The organism is Ideonella sp. FW305-24, assembly GCF_058788035.1.
The window spans coordinates 449391-467380 of sequence record NZ_JBYTAI010000003.1; the positions used below are offsets into that span (position 1 = coordinate 449391).

Genomic DNA, 17990 nt, shown 5'->3' on the forward strand with positions numbered 1-17990 from the left:
GGATCAGGCCCGCTTCAAGGCTCGTGTGAGGCGCTGCCTGGCCGCCGTCAGCAGCGCGGGCTTGTGGGGCGGCCGGTAGACCGCCTCGGCGAGCCGGAGGCGCAGCGGCAACTGGCGCGGGTCGCGTTCACCATGCTCCACCTGCCACAGCAGGCCAGGCCGGAACCAGCCTTGGCGAATGCCATCGCGCACCGCATCGGCGCTGACGAAGCGGTCCTGCAGCGCAAGGAACAGCGCGTCCATCCACACCGGGGCCAGCGAGTTTTTCGACGACAGCCACGGCTGCAGGTTCATCGCGGTGAAGTGCAGCAACCGGGTCTTGCCAGGCTCGAAACGCTCCAAAGAGTTCCAGGTGTAAGGCAGGCAGACGGTCTTGGACGGCTCGAACTCGAGCTCGGTCATCACTTCGCGGTAGCGCAGCTGTGCGAGGCGGTGGATCTCCACCGGGTCCCATCGCGCCAATGCGCAATCGATCACCATCACGCTGAACTGCCGGCGCCGGCCGCTGTCAGGCGGCGCTTCGGCCGAGCTCACGGCCGAACCCACGGCGCGCAACTCAAGCAACTCGCACAGGTCGTGGAACACCAGCATGTCCGAGTCCAGGTACACGGCCAGGCCGTGGTGGCCGCTGAGCTGCGGAATGAAGAATCGCTGCAGCGAAAACAGGGTGTGGCCGGACGCGGGCACGGGCTGGCCTGCCAGGCAATCGTCCAGACGCAGGATCTCGACTGGCAAACTGGCGTGACGCAGGATGCTGTGCGCCAGCACCTGCGCGGCAACATGCTGAGGCGGCGCGCAGCCGACATAGACTTTCAATGCGGCGTCAGCGGAGTCGTTCATCATTGGCTGATTTTGACGAGAAATTCCGGGCCCGCAGCCCTGTGGAAAGCGAGGAACCATGACCGCGCGCAAACCTGTTCGTGCCACGCTCGCCTTCGCGCTGCTGATTTCGCTGTTTGCAGCGGCACCCTCTTTCGCGGCCAGCACCGAGGTCAATACCGCGAACCAGGCCGAGCTGGAGATGGTCATCGGCATCGGACCGGACCTGTCGGGCCGGCTGCTGGCCGAGCGCGCAAAGGCGCCGTTCAAGGACTGGCCGGACTTGCAACAACGCATGGCCGGCATCGGCCCGGTGCGAGCCGGCAAGTTGTCGGCCTCGGGGCTGACGGTGCGGGGCCAAACCTACCCAGCGGCGGTCAAGCCAGCGGCCTCTCGTTAGCAGCCGAGGAAGCCCTTGACCTCGTCGCGGCGAGCCAGCGTGTCCGCCTCGCCCAGCGCCATCAGCTCGCGCGTGAAATCGCTCTCGAACAGCAGGTAGCTGGCGAGTGCCGAGCCGCGTGCCGTGCGGCCCATGCCACTGACGCCAACGCCACCCAGCAAGGCGCGGATCGGCAGCGGCAAGGTGTTGATGTGGCGTGCGGCAATGTCGTCCAGCCGCTGGCTGGGCGAGATCACCAGGATGTCGATCGGGCGAAGATGCGTGTGGCGCTTCGCTTCCGGCGGCAGCAGGCCCAGCGTGTGGTTGATGCGCTGCAATCGCTCGATGTCGACCGACAAGGCATCCAGGAAGATGCTGGACATCGCATGGCCGGCGATCTGCGCCATGTTGGGATACTCGCCCCTGGCCACCGGCTCGGTGGCAGGCGGCTCATGCATGCGGCCAGCTCCGATCACCAGCACCCGGTCGGCACCCAGGTGCACCGCAGGCGAGATCGGTGCGGTCTGCCGCATGCTGCCGTCGCCCATCCACTGCGGCCCGTCGTCGACACTCACCGACTGCGCCGGGAACACGAACGGGATCGCCGATGACGCGAGCAGATGCCTGGCCGTGATCGGTCCGTGCACCGCCAGGCGCTGGGAGCGCACCCAGCCCGGCACCGGCTCGGCGGCATCGTAAAAGGTCACGTGGTGGCCCGTGCTGTAGCTGGACGCCGCGATGGCCAGCGCGCGCACATGGCCGCGCTCTATCAACTCCCGCACCCGGGACACCGGCACCAGGTTGTCCAGCAATTCGTTCAGCGGCGAGTTGTCCAGCAGCGAGCGCGGGCGCAGCTTGCGCCAGCGCTTGATGGCCCAGCCGATGGACATCATCGTCAACCAGCCTGCGCCAGTGCGGATCACGCCCAGCGAATCGGTGCGGTAGACCTGCTCGGCCTTGAAGCGCGACCAGATGTACGCCAGCCTGGCCACGGCCAGCTCGAATTCGTCCGCCCCCGCCGCCAGGGCCGCGGCATTGATGCCACCGGCCGAGGTGCCGGTGATGACAGGGAACGGGTTCTCGCTGCGCGAGCAACCGGCTTCGCGGCGGATCTGGCAGACGGCACGCAACACACCGACCTGGTAGGCGGCGCGCGCGCCGCCACCCGTCAGGACCAGGCCGGTGACAGGAGGGGAGGACATCGCCGCAGTCTAGGCCGCGGTGCGCGGCGATGCGCCGTGAACAATCCCCCCACAGCCCGTCAAATCCGGGCTTTCTCGGTCAGGTCCAGGGATCAATACGGGTTGTTGCCACCGCGCATCGTGGGCGGGCCGGACGGGCCGCCAGGGGGCGGGCCACCGTAAGGCGGGCGCGGTGCGCCGCCGTAGCCATGGTCGTAGTGACCGTGATAATTGTCGTGATAGCGGTCGCGGTACTCGTACGGATATGCACGGCGCTCGTAGTGCACCGGCACCACGCGGCTGCGGTACCAGTCCTCGCGCACGAAGTAGACCGGCCGGCCGCAGGCGTTGTAGCGGCCGCAGTAATAGCGCCAGTTGGCTCGGTGCACCGTCGGCACGTAGAGGTACATCGGCGGCGGCGGAGCAACCCAGCGCGGCGCCGGGCTCACCCAGACCGGCGCTGCGGCATAGACCTGCGGACGACCATAGTCGCCGATGTTGATCTGGCCGTAGAAGCCGGGCTGGCCGACCGACAGGGACACGCCCACCGAGGCTTGGGCCGAGGGTGCGGATGCCGCCAGGCCACATGCCAGCAGGGCCGCGGCCACAGGAAAAGCTGTTTTCATGGGGAGGCGACGGGCCGCTTGGGGGCGGAGCGTCGGGGCATCGGTGTTGAACATGCCTGACCAACGCAGCACCCGGCGCCCACGTTGTCAGACAAGGCCCAAAGACACCAATTCTTACGCCGGCTTCATTCGTAGACGATGCGCGCCTGGCCACCCGTCACCACGCGCCACTGTGCCAGTGCCTCGTTGGTAGGCCAGAAGCGGCCCTGCTCGCCCAGCTCCAGTTCGGCGTCGGCGCCCGGCAGCGTGAGCTTCACGCGGACCGGCAGGCCATGCACCAGGTCGCCCTCCTCGCTCTGCTCGCGTTTGGCGGGGTGGCTGCGCACCACCTCGGCCATCGCCGGTGACTTGCCTTCGCCCAGCGCCACGCTCAGGTGCCGGCCAAACCGCGCCCTTGCGCCGGCCAGGCCCCAGACCTGGGCCACGTTGAGCCGCAGCCCGCCAGAGAAACGGTCGTTCTGCACCTTGCCCTGCACGACGATCAATTCGTCGTCGCGCAGCTGATCGCGGTAGCGGTCCAGCATTTCCTCGTTGGCCACCGCCTCTATGGGCTCGCTGTTGTCGTCCAGCTTGAAGATGCCGACCCGGCCGCGCGCGCCGTTGATGACCCGCAGGTCACTGACGATGCCCGCCAGCAGCTGCGGCTCCTTGGCGTCGATCAGGTCGGCAATGCGGCGGCGGCAGAACTGGCGCACCTCCGTCTCGTCCTCGTCAAACAGGTGACCCGAGAGGTAGAAGCCGATCGCCGCTTTCTCCAACGTCAGCTTCTCGCGCACGCTCCAGGGTTCGGCAGCCACCAGCGGCGGCTCCTGGGTGTGCGAGCCGTGCGAGCTGCCATCGTCGAAATCGAACAGGCCACCCTGGTTTGCATTGGCCGCCTGTGTCTCCGCCCAGTCGAAGGCCAGGCCGATGCTGGCAAGCGAGCAGGCACGGTCGGGGTGCAACTCGTCAAAGGCACCGGCCTTGATCAGGGCCTCCACCACGCGCTTGTTGCAACGGGATTTGTCGACCCGGCTGCAGAAGTTGAACAGGCTGGTGAACGGACCATCGGCCTCGCGCGCCGCGACGATGGCCTCGATGGCGCCCTGCCCCGTGCCCTTGATCGCGCCCAGGCCGTAGCGGATGCGCTTGCGGCCGGCGGCGCCCGGCATCGGCTCGAAACGGTAGACGCCGTTGTTGACGTTGGGCGGTTCGAAGCTGATACCGAAGTTCTTCTGCGCATCGGCCAGCAGCACCTTCAGCTTGTCGGTGTCGCCCAGTTCGATGGTCATATTGGCCGAGAAGAACTCGGCCGTGTAATGCACCTTCAGCCAGCCGGTGTGATAGGCCAGCAGCGAGTAGGCGGCGGCGTGCGACTTGTTGAAGCCGTAGCCCGCGAACTTCTCCATCAGGTCGAAGATCTCGTCGGCCTTGTCCTGCGGAATGTTGTTGCCCGCGGCCCCCTTGCGGAAGATCTCGCGGTGCTCGGCCATCTCCTCGGCCTTCTTCTTGCCCATCGCGCGGCGCAGCATGTCCGCGCCGCCCAGGCTGTAGCCGCCCAGCACCTGGGCGGTCTGCATCACCTGCTCCTGGTAGACCATGATCCCGTAGGTCTCGGAGAGCACCCATTCCACCAGCGGGTGCGGATACTCGACCTTCTCCTTGCCGTGCTTGCGCGCAACGAAGCTGGGGATCAGGTCCATCGGGCCCGGACGGTACAGCGCGTTCAGGGCGATCAGGTCTTCCAGCCGGCTGGGCTTGGCGTCCCGCAACATGCCCTGCATGCCGCGCGATTCGAACTGGAACACCGCCTCGGTCAGGCCATCGGAAAAGAGCTTGTAGACGGCCTTGTCGTCCAGCGGCAGCGTCTCGTAGCTGAAGTCCTTCTGCTCCGGGTAGCGCGCGACGATGAAGTCCTTGGCCTGTTCCAGGATGGTCAGCGTGGCCAGGCCCAGGAAGTCGAACTTCACCAGGCCGATGGCCTCCACGTCATCCTTGTCGTACTGGCTCACGGCCGAATCGCTGCCGGGCTGCTGGTAGAGCGGGCAGAAGTCGGTGATCTTGCCCGGCGCGATCAGCACGCCGCCAGCGTGCATGCCGATGTTGCGCACCATGCCTTCGACACGGGCCGCAAGGCTCAGCAGCTCGGCCACTTCCTCCTCGTTCTTCTCGCGCACTTCCAGCTCAGGCGCTTCGAGCCGGGCGTAGATCAGCTTGTCGTCCGGCTTCTCGGGCACCTTGGCCAGCGTCACCGTCTTGCCGGGTGGCGCAGGGATCAGCTTGGCGATGCTGTCCACATGGCCGAAGCCCATGCCCAGCACGCGGCCGATGTCGCGCAGCGCGGCCTTGGCGGCCATGGTGCCGAAGGTGGCGATCTGGCTCACCGCCTGGCGGCCGTACTTGTCCTTGACGTAATCGATGACGCGGTCGCGGTTGCCCTGGCAGAAGTCGATGTCGAAGTCGGGCATCGAGACCCGTTCCGGGTTCAGGAAGCGCTCGAACAGCAGGTTGTAGAGCAGCGGGTCCAGGTCGGTAATCAGCAGCGCGTAGGCGACCAGCGAGCCGGCGCCCGAACCCCGGCCCGGGCCGACCGGGCAGCCGTTGGCCTTGGCCCACTTGATGAAGTCCGACACGATCAGGAAGTAGCCCGGGAAGCCCATTTTCAGGATGGTGTTCAGCTCGAACTCCAGGCGTTCCAGGTAGCGCGGGCGCTCGGCGTCGCGCTTGGCCAGGTCCGGGTACAGCATGGCCAGCCGCTGCTCCAGGCCGGCGTAGCTTTCCTCGCGGAAGAACTGCTCGATCGGCATGTGCGTGCCGTCTTCGAGCAGCGGCGTCGGGAAGTTCGGCAGCTGAGGCTTGCCCAGCACCAGCGTCAGGCTGCAGCGCTCGGCGATCTTGATCGTGTTGGCAATCGCCGACGGGATGTCGGCAAACAGTGCTTCCATCTCGGCCTGCGACTTGAAGTACTGCTCGCGCGAGAAGCGCTTGACGCGGCGCGGGTTGGCCAGGGTTTCACCTTCGGCCACGCACACCCGCGCCTCGTGCGCCTCGAAGTCGGCCGGCTCCAGGAACTGCACCGGATGCGTGGCGACCACCGGCAGGCCCAGCTCGGCCGCCAGCGGCACCGTGGCGCGCACCAGCGCCTCGTGGTGCGGCAGCCCGCCACGCTGCAGTTCCAGGTAGAAGCGGCGCGGAAACAAGGCAGAGATCTCCTGCGCCGCAGCGCTGGCGCGGGCCGTGTCACCCGCCAGCAAGGCCTGGCCGACGGCGCCGAACTCGGCGCCCGACAGCACGATCAAACCCTCGCCCAGCTCACGCAGCCAATCCCAGGTCAACCAGGCCTGCGCGCGCTGCACGTTGCTGGTCCAGGCGCGCGCCAGCAATTCACTCAGGTTCAGGTAGCCCTGCTTGTTCTGCACGATCAACAGCAGCCGGCTGGGCAGCTTGTCGCCGCTGCTGTCCAGCGGCTCGACCCAAGCATCTGCGCCGATCAGGGGCTTCACCCCTTTGCCACGGCAAGCCTTGTAGAACTTCACCGTGCCGAACATGTTGGCAAGGTCGCTGATGCCCAGTGCGATCTGCTGGTCTGCCTTGGCAGCGGCGGCGGCGTCATCGATCCGCAAGGTGCCGTCGACAACAGAGAACTCGGTGTGGCTGCGCAGGTGAACAAAAGGCATCCCCCATTCTACGGAGCCGCTCTCTGCACAGCCGCGCTGCGGCCGACGTGGTCAGGCAAAGACCATTTAAGTTGTGTGCAATTTAATTGCGAGCTACATTAATACTCATGGACACCGAACACGGCCCCACCTCCGCCGCCGCGAACACCGCGTCTGCCGACTGGCTGGCGCTGGATCACCAGTTGTGCTTCGCGCTGTATTCGACCTCGCTGGCGATGACCAAGCTCTACAAGCCGCTGCTCGAGCCGATGGGGCTGACCTATCCGCAGTACCTCGTGATGCTGGTGCTGTGGGAGCAGAAGCCGGAAGGCAACGCGCTGACCGTCTCGGCGTTGGGCGAACGGCTGAACCTCGATTCCGGCACGCTCACACCGCTGCTCAAACGCCTGGAAGCCGCCGGCCTGATCACCCGCCAGCGGGATGCCGGGGATGAGCGCCGCGTGCGCGTGCAGCCCACCCGTGCCGGCCACCAGCTTCGCGAGCAGGCACTGCGCATCCCACCCACTGTTGCGTGCGCCATCCAGTGCGAACTGCACGAGATTTCCCAGCTCACCCAGCGCCTGAGGGTGCTGCGGGAGCAACTTCTACAGGCCCAGGCCTGAACCTTTCCCTTCCTCCCTCAAACGTTCAACAGGAGATCAACATGGCCCTCGAAAAAGTCCTCTACACCGCCACCGCCACTGCCACCGGTGGCCGCACCGGCACCGCCGCTTCGGACGACGGCCGCCTGTCGCTCAGCCTCAGCACGCCCAAGGAACTGGGCGGCGACAGCGGCGCCGGCACCAACCCCGAGCAGTTGTTCGCTGCCGGCTACTCGGCCTGCTTCATCGGCGCGATGAAGGCGGTTGCCGGCAAGCAGAAGATCTCGCTGCCGGCCGAGGTGTCCATCACTTCCAAGGTCGGCATTGGCCCGATCCCGACCGGCTTCAGCATCCAGGTCGCGATGTCCATCAGCATCCCGGGCATGGACAAGGCCGCCGCCGAAGCGCTGGTCGCCGCCGCGCACCAGGTCTGCCCATACTCGAACGCCACCCGCGGCAACATCGACGTCAGCCTGACGGTGGTCTGAAGCCGAAGCGCCCGGCTCGCCGGGCGGTCCCGATCCAGCGCCGACCGAGGCCTCGCTTCGGTCGGCGTTGTCACGATGACGTCACGCGGGCGCCACAGACTGCCGGCCTCTTACGAGGAACTTCAGCAGTCATGAAAAACGCCACGATCTCGACCCTCGCGCTGGCCGCCGCCGCCACCTTCACCACACTGGCCGCCGTGTCGCCGGCCCAGGCCGCCGTCACGCTGATCGCCAAGGGCAGCCTGCCCGCCACCGGCGCCGACCTGAGCGGCTTCACCAACACGCTGGAAAGCGGCGTCAGTGCCAACCTGCTGGGCGGCATCGGTTCAGGCCTGGCCTGGGCTGGCGGCAGCACCTTCCTGGCCATGCCGGACCGAGGCCCGAACGCCAATGCGTGGAATCCGGCCGTGGACGACACGACCACCTTCATCCCCCGCTTCCACACGCTGGACCTGAGCCTGAGCCCCGCCACCAGCGGCAGCCTGCCGTTCGACCTGAGCATCACGCTGCAGAAGACCACGCCGCTGTTCTCGACCGACGCGCTGAACTACGGTCCGGCCGTGCCCACCGCGAACACCCGCCAGAAGCACTACTTCACCGGCCGCTCGGACAACTTCGCTGCCGGCAGCAATTCGACCAATACCTTGAACGCTCGCCTTGACCCGGAAGGCATCCGCGTCTCGAAGAGCACCAACCTCGTCTACATCACCGACGAGTACGGCCCTTACGTCTACACCTTCAACCGCACGACCGGCAAGCGCGTGGGCATGTTCACGCTGCCGGCAAAGTTCACGGCAGCCAACCTGTCGTCACAAGGTGCCGCCGAAATCAGCGGCAACACTTCGGGCCGTGTGGCCAACAAGGGCATGGAAGGCCTGGCCATCACGCCGGACGGCAAGACCCTGGTCGGCTTCGAGCAAAGTCCGCTGATCCAGGACGGCGGTGACGGCGGCAACATGAACCGCATCATCACCATCGACGTGAAGACCGGCGCGACCCACGAATACGCCTACGACAACCACCTGGCCGCGACCAACAAGAACTACAACAGCAGCGAACTGCTGGCGCTGAACAACCACGAATTCCTGGTGCTGGAGCGCGACGGCAAGGGCCTGGGTGACGGCTCCAAGGCGGTGATCAAGCAGATCTGGAAGCTCAGCCTGGCCGGTGCCACCGACATCAGCGACCTGAGCGGCACCGCCAACCTGCAGCCGTTTGCCGTCACCAAGACGCTGTTCCTGGACATCGCCGCCACGCTGATGGCCGCCGGCTTCGCCGACACGCAGATCCCCGCCAAGCTCGAAGGCATGGCCTTCGGCGACGACGTGGTGATCGACGGCGTGACCAAGCACACCCTCTACATCGCCAACGACAACGACTTCCTCGCCAACGTCGGCGGCCTGGACAACCCGAACCAGATTTTCGTTTTTGCCTTCGACGAAAACGACCTGGGCGGCTCGCCATTCGTGAACCAGGTCTTCAAGCCGGCTCAGTGAGCCCGAGGCGGCGCATCACGCGCCGCTCGGTACCGTTTGACAGCTGACAGCTGAGCGCCGATGCGGGGCCACCCGCATCGGCTTTTTTCATGGGCGCATCAAGCGCCTGCGCCCTCGCCCACCAGCAGGCGCAGCAGCAACTCCACCCGCGCCTTGGCCGGTGTCAGCTCGGCGGCGCTTGGCAATGCGTCGGCCGGTGCACCGACCACGCCGCCGCCCAGGCAGCGGCTGGCCCGCAGCACCGCCACGCCCTGTGCGACTGCCTTGCACAAAGCAAGCTCCAGCGACTGGTGCACCGTGCCGTTGCCCGTGCCCTGCACCACCAGCCCGCGGCAGCCCAGTCCGAGCAGCGCCTCGACCAAGGTACCGTCGCTGCCGGCATGACTGGCGAGGATCTCCACCCGCGGCCACTCGGCCACCGGTGCCTGCCAGCGCGCCGGCAAGGCCTCGTCCGTCGGCCAGGGCCGCAAGGGCTTCAGCACGCCTTCTTCGATCAGCGCGAGCGGACCGGCATCACCAGAGCTGAACGCATCGACGCGGTAGCCGTGCCACTTGCGCACATCCAGCGCCCCATGCACCCGGCCGGCCAGCACCGCGAGCACGCCGCTCACACCAGGCCTGGCGGCCACCGTCACGGCGTCCAGCAGGTTCTGCGGCCCGTCGGCCAGCAGCGCGGTCGCCGGCCGCATCGCGGCGGTCAGTACCACCGGCTTGCTCGGCGCCAGCGTGCGCTGCAGGAACCAGGCGGTTTCCTCCAGCGTGTCGGTGCCATGGGTGATGACGATGCCGGCCACATCGGGCCGCGCGAGATGTCGTTCAACGGCTAGCGCCAGTTGCTGCCACACGGCGTGCGTCATGTCCTTGCTGTCGAGCTGCACCAGTTGCTCGGCCTGCAGCGAGAAGCGCGACAGCGCCGGCACCGCGGCCGGCAGTTGCGCCACGCCGATCTGCCCTGCGGTGTAGCCGACGTTGTCATCGGCCCGGCCGGCCTGGCCGGCGATGGTGCCGCCCGTTCCCAGCAACACCACATGGGACACGGCCACTGATTCGTTTTGCATTTTGTGGAAGTCTGGATAAAAATACAGATACTGGATACAACCTCAGCCCGCCCGCGCTGGCTGCAAGCTCATGGACAGTCCCAAGCTCACCGCCCGGCAGCAGCAGATTCTCGACCTGGTGCAAACCACCATCGAACGCACTGGCGCCCCACCCACGCGGGCCGAAATCGCCACCGAGCTGGGCTTCAAGTCGCCCAATGCGGCCGAAGAACATCTGCAGGCGCTGGCCCGCAAAGGCGTGATCGAACTGGTGGGCGGCACGTCCCGTGGCATTCGCCTGCAGAGCGGCACTTTACGCGCGCTCAACGAGGCGCGTGGCAAGCAGTTTTCGCTGCCTTTGCCCAGCCTGGCGCAGCTCACGCTGCCACTGGTTGGCCGTGTGGCGGCGGGCCACCCCATCCTGGCGCAAGAGCACATCTCGCAGACCTACCTGCTCGAAGCCAGCCTGTTTCCCAGCCGTCCCGACTACCTGCTGAAGGTCAAGGGCATGAGCATGCGGGATGCCGGCATCGTCGATGGCGACCTGCTCGCGGTGCAGAAGACCAGCGAAGCGCGCAACGGCCAGATTGTCGTGGCCAGGCTGGACGATGAAGTCACCGTCAAGCGCTTCCAGCGCAGCGCCGGCCTGATTGAGCTGCTGCCCGAGAACCCGGACTTCGAACCCATCCAGGTCAGGCCAGGCGAGTCCTTCGAGATTGAAGGCATTGCGGTGGGCCTGCTGCGTCAGAACATGATGTTCTGACCCCGCTGGCCGGAGGTATTCCTGCAGGCGAGCTCCCGACGAGGTCAAAACCCATGAGCGCGATCAAGAGCCCAAAAGCTGCCTCCGCAGCCGATTGCCAGCGGCTGGAGCAGCTGCCCAACGTGGGCCCGGCGATGGCCGGCGACTTGCGCGCGCTGGGCATCCTGCATCCGGCCGAACTGGCCCGGCACGACGCGCTGCAGCTTTACCGCCAACTGGAGAAACTGACCGGCAAGCACCAGGACCCTTGCGTGCTGGACACCTTCATGGCGATTGTCGATTTCATGCAGGGCGCCGCGCCCCGGCCCTGGTGGGACTACACCGCGCAGCGCAAGCAAGTGCACGGCGAGCTGCACCCGGCGCCGCGGCACGCGGAACCACAAGGCTCATGAGAAAACGCAGGGCCGCCCCAAGTTTTCTCATCCCCCTCGGGGGGCCTGACGCGAAGCGGCAGGTCTGGGGGCGCTCTCAGGCCGCGGCCTGACAGCCCACCCCGCGTCAAACCGGTGCCGTCTCGGGCTGCAGGCGATCCCGCTGTGCCAGCGCCGGGAACAGCTTCCACCACAGCGCCACGACGAGCAGCGTGCCGAAGCCACCCAGCAGCACCGAGCCAACCGGCCCGAGCAAGGCCGCGGTGGCGCCCGATTCGAACTCGCCGAGCTGGTTGCTGGCGCCGATGAACACCGAATTCACCGCGCCGACCCGGCCGCGCATGTCGTCAGGCGTCTCGAGCTGCACCAGTGACTGGCGAATCACCACGCTGAACATGTCGGCCGCGCCGCTGATGGCCAACACCACAAAGGCGAACCAGAACGAGGTGGCCAGCGCAAACGCAATGGTCGCGAAACCAAAGACCGCCACCGCGCCCAGCAGCCAATGCCCGGCCCGGCTGGTGATGGGCATGCGCGAAAGCCATACGCCGATGATGACGGCGCCCAGCGCCGGCGCCGCCCGCAGCAGGCCCAGACCCTCGGGGCCGGTGTGCAGGATGTCGCGCGCGAAGATCGGCAGCAAGGCGGTTGCGCCACCCAGCAGCACGGCGAACAGATCCAGCGAAATGGCACCCAGCACCACCGGCCGCTGCCAGATGAAACGGATGCCTGCCGTCAGCTGCGCCAGATCGGGCGCGGGGCGCAGGCTCTGGACCGGCCGGTGCCGGATCGCCAGCACGCACCACACCGCCGAGAGCAGCAGCAGCAGCGACAGGCTGTAGACCACCGCGGCGCCCCAGTGCGCGCCAATCATGGCCTGGCCGGCGATACCGGCATCCGCCGCTGCGCCCTGGCCGAACAGGCTGGCGACACGGGGGCCGAGCGCATACAACGCGCCCCCCAGCGCCGGCCCGGCAATGATGGAGGCCTGCATGGCCGAACTCGCGGCAGCCACTGCGCGCGGCAAAAGCGCTGGCGGCACCAGCGTAGGCGTCAAGGCTTGCTGGGCTGGCATCTGCAGCGCGCGTGCCATGCCCAGCAGCATCGAGAGCAGCAGGATCAGGTTGGCCCCGACCCATCCGCCGACACTGGACAGCGCCAGGCACGCCGCCACCACGCATTGCAGGCTCATGCTGCCAGCCACCAGCAGGCGCCTGTCATGGCGGTCAACGAGGTGCCCCGCCGGCAAGGTCAACAGCAGTGCCGGCAGGAACTGGGCGAGACCGACCATGCCGAGCTCCCAGGCGCTGCCGGTCAGGTCGTACATCTGCCAACCCAGCGCCACCATCAACATCTGGTTGGCGGCGCCGCCGGTCACACGGGCGCCCAGCAAGCGCAGGTAGTCTCGCTGGTCGCGCAATCGCGCGCTGCCAGCCGACTTCGGGTCGGAAATGCTCATCCGCTCAAGTTTAACTGGGCCTAGGGTTAGCCCGCGGTCTTGAAAGCCATCACCGCCTGGTTGCGCAGCGTGCGCAGCAGGCTGAGCTCGCGGTCCGCCACCGCGATGGGGCGGTCCCGGTCCGCGTAGATCATGCCCAGCGGCACGCCTTTGCTCATCAGCGGCATCAGCAGAAAGCTCCTGGCACCGGCCTCGCGGCACCAGGCCGGCAGGCGGGCCTGCAGGTCAGGCGCACGGGCATCGGCGATCTGGGTGTCCAGGCCTTTCAGGCAAGCGGCGGCGAACAAGTCCATCGCGCCGGTCGGCTGCAGGTTCACACTGAGCTGGCGCGCCAGTTCCTGCGCACCTTCCCCCAGCGCCAGCCGCGCGGTCATCACGGTCTGGCGGGGGCTGCGCGTTGCCAGCACCACGCGGCGAAAGTTCATTGCCCGCAGCAAGGTCTCGAGGATCATGCGCAGCACTTCGTTGAGCACAACAGCGTCGCCTGCCAGGGTTTCGGTGACCTCGGCAATGCCGGCCGCCAGCAGGTCCTGCGCATGGGCTTCGCTGGCAGGATCGGGCAGCACCAAGGTGGCCGTCGCTTCGGACGCCGAGGCCTGGCCGAGCAGGCGCCGGGCGCGGGCCTTGGCCGGCAGTTCGATGCCCATGGTCGTGGCCAGGTCGGCCAGTTGCTGCTGCGCCGTCTGCACCGCCTGCACCAGGCTGTCCTGCGACATGGCCAGGCCACGCACGTAGCCACTGGCCAGCCGCCGCATCGTGATCTGGTCCGCGCCTGCATCGGCCGCCAGCAGGCTTTGCACCATTTCACCTGCGGCGCGCACAGCCCAGCGCAAGCGCTCCGTGCCGGCGAGCGCACGCTGCGGCATGTCGCCCTCGGCCACGCGCAAGGCATGGCACAAGCTGTCCGGCAGGCCCCAGGCCTGGGCCACACCCAGGCCCAGCGCATCGAAGTCCAGCCCCAGCACTTCGCGCGCAGCGCGGGCTTCGGCCGGGCTGTGCCAGGCCGGGCGTGGCTTGCTGCCGTCGCTGGGAGGCACCAGGCGCAGGCGCACGCGCTCGGCTTCGTCCGGGAAGTAATAGGCCACCAGCAAACGGCCGAGGTGGCTGAACATGCCGGCCAGGAAGGCTTCTTCGCGCTCCGGCGAAGGAGGGGTCAGCTGGTCGGTCACCATCGCCGTCATCAGCGCTTCGAGGAACATCTCCTTCATGCGCTGGGCGTGGTTGCGGTTGCGCATGTGCTCCAGCAGCATCACCGACATCGCCATGTTGCGGATGCCGGCGAAACCGACCAGCGCCGCGGCACGCGAGACGGTGGTGATGGCGCCAGTGCCGAGGTGGCTGAAGTGCACCGTGTTGACCAGCCGCAGCAGCTTATGGGTCAGCGCCACGTCCTTCAGGATCTCTGCCGAGAGCGCATGCACGCTTTCGCTGTCCGATGCGGTCACGCGCTGGATGCGCATCACCGAATCCGACAGCGCCGGGAAGTCGCCGGTCAGTCGCATGCGGCGCAGCAGGAACTCCAGCGTCGCGTGGCTGGCCGCAGGCTGCGGTGCCTCGGGGTTCAGCCAGCCGCCCAGCGCCTCGCGAAAGGCCGCGGCCGATTCGAAACGCATGGCGGGCTGCGCCGCCACCGCACGCAGCACCAGCGCACGCAAGGGATCATCGACCGGCTGCGGCGCCGGTTCAGGCCAGCTGACCGGCTCGGCCACCGCCCGCTGCAGCATCGCAGTCGGCGTCAGGCCGTCCATGCCGGTGCGCATGGGCTGGCCCAGCAGCGCATGGCCGAGCAGCATGCCGGCGGCAAAGATGTCCATCGCCGGCGTGGCGGCCTGGCCGCTGGCGCCTTCGGGCGAAATGGTCGCGACCGAGCCAACGATGCGGCCGTCCGGCGCGGCCGACAGCCGTGTCGCGATGCCGAAATCCATCACACGGGCGCGGCCATCGCGGGCCAGCAGCACGTTGGCGGGCTTCAGGTCGCGGTGGATGATGCCGTGGCCGTGCGCGCAGGCCAGCGCGTCCAGCACCTGCAGCATCATCTCGGCGGCTTCGCGCGGCGCCATCGCGCCCTGGCGCGCCAGGCGGTCGGCCAGGGTCAGCCCTTCGACGCGCTCCAGCACCATCCAGGCCCGGCCACCTTCCTGCATGGCTTCGTGCACCGCCACGATGTTGGGGTGCGACAGGCCGCTCATCAGCCGCGCTTCGGCCAGCCAGGCGTCGCGCTGGTCGCCAGTGACTTCCGGGCGCAGCAGCTTGATGGCGACCTCACGCTGCAGCAATGGGTCCCAGGCCAACCAGACGGTGGCCTGCGAGCCCTGCCCCAGCAAGGCCTTCAGCGTGAAGCGGCCCAGTTGCTGCGGCGTGGCGGCGGGAGTGGGTACTGCCATGGATGGCACGCCGGCAAGGGCGTGAATTTCAAGAAACGTTTTGGCGGCGCAGCCCGGAAGACGAACTCTCTCCGACGGCCGGCAGGGGGCTGCCATGCGGCAGGCCGGTCGCGTCGCCACCCTGCAATTCCAGTTGCAGGGCGTCCTGCATTTCGCGCCCGCTGAGGTTCAGCGCACGCGCATAGCGCTGCACGACCTGGCGCAGCGCAGCCTGCACCCGCGTGGCGGGCTGGTTCAGCGCATCGACAAGTTCACCCGCGCAGCTGGCTGTGGTGCGCAGGTTGTCGGTGTCGCTGTCCGCCGTCCGCACCGGGGCATTCGGCGGCACGCGGCGCACCAGCGCCAGCACGCTGTCGTCCAGCCCCCAGTGCTGGGCCACCGCCACGCCCAGTTCATCCAGGTCCAGCCCCAGCACTGCAAACGAGGCCGCCTCGGGGCTCATCCCGTGTGCGTCCGGTGCAGTCGCCGGCGCGTCGTCGTTCTGCATCAGCTTGCGGATCTGCTCGGCCTCCTCCGGGAAGTGGTACTGCACCACCATCCGGCCGAGGTTCTGCAGCAGCGAGATCAGGTAGACGACCTCGCCGTCGTAGCCAGCCGGCACCAGCCGCACGGCCAGGCGGGCGGCGCGGTGGGCACGGCGCATCAAGGTGTCGAGCTGGCCTGCAGCAGCGTCGTCCAGCGGGCCCGGCCAGCGGCGCAGGCCGAGCGCCGCCTGGCGCACGCCGTCCAGCCCCAGCATCGCAATCGCCCGGCGCAGCATCAGCACCGGGCCGTCATCCGACACCTGGCCACCGCGCAGCTGGGCGCTGTTGACCCGGCGCAGCAGTTCAAAGGCGAGTGCAATGTCGCCCAGCACCAGCTCTGCCAGCTCGCTGGTGCGGCCACGTTCCATCAAGGCCAGATGCGCCACCCGCTCGGCGCCACCGGGCTGGGCCGGCAACACGCCTACGGTGCGCAGGCGGTCGCGCAGCAGCGCCAGCGGGCCGCCATCATCATCCTGCGTCTTCAGCCAGCCTTCCAGCGCACGCTGTAGCGTGCGGGCGCTGCGGTAGCGCAGGCGCGGCTGGCGATCGGTGCAGCGGTTGACGATTGCGCGCAAGGGCTCGGGGATCGGCCGCGGCACGGTCCAGGGCAGGCGCACGATCTCCTGGCCCAGCGGCGGCATGCGCTGTATCACGTGGACCACGTCGGGTTCGTCCAGCGCCGGCTGGCCGACCAGCGCATGGTGCATCACCAGGCCCAGCGCCAGCACGTCCTGCTCGGCCGCGTCGCGCACGGCACGCAAGGCGTCCAGCCCGCCGTCATGCTGGGTTTCGGTCGGATGCGCAGCAGCTTCCAGCCCCATCACGCTGACCTGCTGCAGTTCGTCGATGGCCAGCATCCAGGGCTGCAGGTCGCGGTGGGCAACGCCGGCCTCGTGGGCAAAGGCCAGGCCTTGCGCAATCTGGGCGGCCCAGCCGGCCAGTTCGGCCGCAGGCGCACCCTGGCGCGAAAACTTCTCGGGCCAGGACACGGCGCGGGAACGGTCGTAGGCCATGAACGGCCAGCGGTCGTGCACGCCGATTTCCAGCGGCTTGGCCAGTTGCGGATGCTGCAGCCGCGCGGCGCGCTGCGCAGCCTGCAGCCAGGCCGAAGCGGCCTCCGCATCGAGCTGCTGGCGCAGGATCACCAGCAGGCATTCCTGCTGGCTGCGGGTATCCACGGCGGCCCAGCCCATCGTGCGGTCGCTCTTGCCCACCAGGCGCAGCAACTGGAAGCGGCCGAACATGCGCACCGGCTTGGCCCTGGCGGCAGAGGCAGCAGGCGAAGCAGGCGAAGGGGTGGATGAGGAGGCGGTGGCAACCATGGGACGATGGAATAGCTCGGCACGATTGAAACCCTTGCATCGACCGGCCGATGTCCGGATCAACACTACAAGTGCACATTATTTCTGCATGGTTTGCCCTGCTGCGGCAAGGTATCCGCGCGGCCTGCGGGTCCTCGGGCTTTGTGTCAGAATCAACTTGCCTTTTTGCAGGCCCTGATCCCAGGGCCGAGAACAAGGCTTCCGCAGGGTTGAACAGGCATGGGTTGACCCCATCTCTGAATTTCCTCCCTCGCGTCCCGGGTCCGGCCAGTGCAGCATCGCAGCCGGCTGTGCCGTCCGGTCTCCCCACAGGAACTTCCCATGAGCAGCGAACTGATCAAGCATATTTCCGACGCTTCTTTCGAAGCCGACGTCCTGCAATCCGGCAAGCCGGTGCTGGTCGACTTCTGGGCTGAATGGTGCGGTCCCTGCAAGGCGATTGCCCCGGCGCTGGAAGAACTTGCCGCCCACTACGGCGACAAGATCCAGATCACCAAGATGAACGTCGACGACAACCGCGAAGTCCCGGCCAAGTTCGGCATCCGCGGCATTCCGACCCTGATGGTCTTCAAGGACGGCCAGTTTGCTGAAACCCTGGTCGGCAGCCATCCGAAGGCGAAAATCCAATCGCTGATCGACGCTCATCTATAATCTCGCCTGAAGCACCGGGTGCGGTGGCCGCAAGCTGGTCATCCACAAGCCCCGCCCCGCTGCTGCAAACAGGCTCAAGGCCACCACGCCCCAGAACCCAGCGGTTCTCCGGCGCGTGAGTTTCACGGCCCACAGCTCCCACAACAGTTTCTTGTATCGCGTGTCGGTGTCCGGCCTGCTGCCAAAAGGCAGCAAACCGTCCTCCGCAACGCGGCACGCCAGGGCCGCCGCCTTCGGAGCGGGCGCGGTCCAA

The 17990-nt window shown here is 67.6% G+C and carries 15 protein-coding genes; 7 read left to right on the plus strand and 8 right to left on the minus strand.

Annotation, left to right across the window (positions count from 1 at the left end; translation table 11 throughout):
• Positions 1 to 3: 3 nt before the first annotated feature.
• Positions 4 to 840: a hypothetical protein gene (locus AC3WR5_RS11000; protein ID WP_492484306.1), complete on the minus strand. Its 837-nt coding sequence runs from the start codon at positions 838 to 840 to the stop codon at positions 4 to 6.
• Between the two features lie 58 nt (positions 841 to 898).
• On the opposite strand from AC3WR5_RS11000, the gene AC3WR5_RS11005 reads away from it, so the two are divergent.
• On the plus strand, positions 899 to 1219 hold the full coding sequence (locus AC3WR5_RS11005; RefSeq protein WP_492484308.1) for a ComEA family DNA-binding protein: 321 nt from the start codon (positions 899 to 901) through the stop codon (positions 1217 to 1219).
• Here the strand turns inward: AC3WR5_RS11005 and AC3WR5_RS11010 are convergent.
• The 3 genes from AC3WR5_RS11010 to dnaE all read right to left on the minus strand — a co-directional run bounded on the left by AC3WR5_RS11010 (position 1216) and on the right by dnaE (position 6661).
• A complete protein-coding gene (locus tag AC3WR5_RS11010) occupies positions 1216 to 2400 on the minus strand; it encodes a patatin-like phospholipase family protein (protein ID WP_141286051.1) in 1185 nt (394 codons plus the stop codon). The two genes, AC3WR5_RS11005 and AC3WR5_RS11010, sit on opposite strands and share 4 nt — an antisense overlap.
• Before the next feature lie 92 nt (positions 2401 to 2492).
• Entirely contained in the window at positions 2493 to 3005 is a 513-nt protein-coding gene (locus AC3WR5_RS11015) for a hypothetical protein (RefSeq protein WP_141286049.1), read from the minus strand.
• Between the two features lie 125 nt (positions 3006 to 3130).
• The gene (gene dnaE / locus AC3WR5_RS11020) at positions 3131 to 6661 is read right to left on the minus strand and encodes a DNA polymerase III subunit alpha (protein WP_492484310.1); all 3531 of its coding nucleotides are present in this window, start codon (positions 6659 to 6661) and stop codon (positions 3131 to 3133) included.
• 107 nt (positions 6662 to 6768) lie between these two features.
• On the opposite strand from dnaE, the gene AC3WR5_RS11025 reads away from it, so the two are divergent.
• The 3 genes from AC3WR5_RS11025 to AC3WR5_RS11035 all read left to right on the plus strand — a co-directional run bounded on the left by AC3WR5_RS11025 (position 6769) and on the right by AC3WR5_RS11035 (position 9226).
• Positions 6769 to 7263 (plus strand): MarR family winged helix-turn-helix transcriptional regulator, encoded by a 495-nt coding sequence (locus AC3WR5_RS11025; protein WP_141286045.1) that lies wholly within the window; start codon positions 6769 to 6771, stop codon positions 7261 to 7263.
• A 41-nt stretch (positions 7264 to 7304) separates the two neighbouring features.
• Positions 7305 to 7730: an organic hydroperoxide resistance protein gene (locus AC3WR5_RS11030; RefSeq protein WP_141286043.1), complete on the plus strand. Its 426-nt coding sequence runs from the start codon at positions 7305 to 7307 to the stop codon at positions 7728 to 7730.
• A gap of 131 nt (positions 7731 to 7861) precedes the next feature.
• Complete coding sequence (locus AC3WR5_RS11035; protein WP_492484313.1) at positions 7862 to 9226, plus strand: esterase-like activity of phytase family protein; 1365 nt, start codon at positions 7862 to 7864, stop codon at positions 9224 to 9226.
• A gap of 98 nt (positions 9227 to 9324) precedes the next feature.
• On the opposite strand, the gene AC3WR5_RS11040 is transcribed toward AC3WR5_RS11035, so the two are convergent.
• On the minus strand, positions 9325 to 10284 hold the full coding sequence (locus tag AC3WR5_RS11040; RefSeq protein WP_141286039.1) for an asparaginase: 960 nt from the start codon (positions 10282 to 10284) through the stop codon (positions 9325 to 9327).
• Positions 10285 to 10354: 70 nt separating this feature from the next.
• On the opposite strand from AC3WR5_RS11040, the gene lexA reads away from it, so the two are divergent.
• Both lexA and AC3WR5_RS11050 read left to right on the plus strand, forming a co-directional pair.
• Positions 10355 to 11026: a transcriptional repressor LexA gene (lexA, locus tag AC3WR5_RS11045; protein ID WP_141286037.1), complete on the plus strand. Its 672-nt coding sequence runs from the start codon at positions 10355 to 10357 to the stop codon at positions 11024 to 11026.
• A 53-nt stretch (positions 11027 to 11079) separates the two neighbouring features.
• Complete coding sequence (locus AC3WR5_RS11050) at positions 11080 to 11418, plus strand: helix-hairpin-helix domain-containing protein (RefSeq protein ID WP_141286035.1); 339 nt, start codon at positions 11080 to 11082, stop codon at positions 11416 to 11418.
• A gap of 106 nt (positions 11419 to 11524) precedes the next feature.
• On the opposite strand, the gene AC3WR5_RS11055 is transcribed toward AC3WR5_RS11050, so the two are convergent.
• Genes AC3WR5_RS11055 through AC3WR5_RS11065 form a run of 3 tightly spaced genes read right to left on the minus strand, consistent with a single transcriptional unit; the run spans position 11525 to position 17086 of the window.
• Positions 11525 to 12856, minus strand: coding sequence for an MFS transporter (locus AC3WR5_RS11055; RefSeq protein WP_492484316.1), 1332 nt, complete (start codon positions 12854 to 12856; stop codon positions 11525 to 11527).
• Positions 12857 to 12882: 26 nt separating this feature from the next.
• Positions 12883 to 15240: a protein kinase domain-containing protein gene (locus tag AC3WR5_RS11060; protein ID WP_492484318.1), complete on the minus strand. Its 2358-nt coding sequence runs from the start codon at positions 15238 to 15240 to the stop codon at positions 12883 to 12885.
• 28 nt (positions 15241 to 15268) lie between these two features.
• A complete protein-coding gene (locus tag AC3WR5_RS11065) occupies positions 15269 to 17086 on the minus strand; it encodes a serine/threonine protein kinase (protein ID WP_492484320.1) in 1818 nt (605 codons plus the stop codon).
• Positions 17087 to 17407: 321 nt separating this feature from the next.
• Between AC3WR5_RS11065 and trxA the strand changes: the two genes are divergently transcribed.
• The gene (gene trxA / locus AC3WR5_RS11070) at positions 17408 to 17737 is read left to right on the plus strand and encodes a thioredoxin (RefSeq protein ID WP_141289816.1); all 330 of its coding nucleotides are present in this window, start codon (positions 17408 to 17410) and stop codon (positions 17735 to 17737) included.
• The last annotated feature ends 253 nt before the right edge of the window (positions 17738 to 17990 follow it).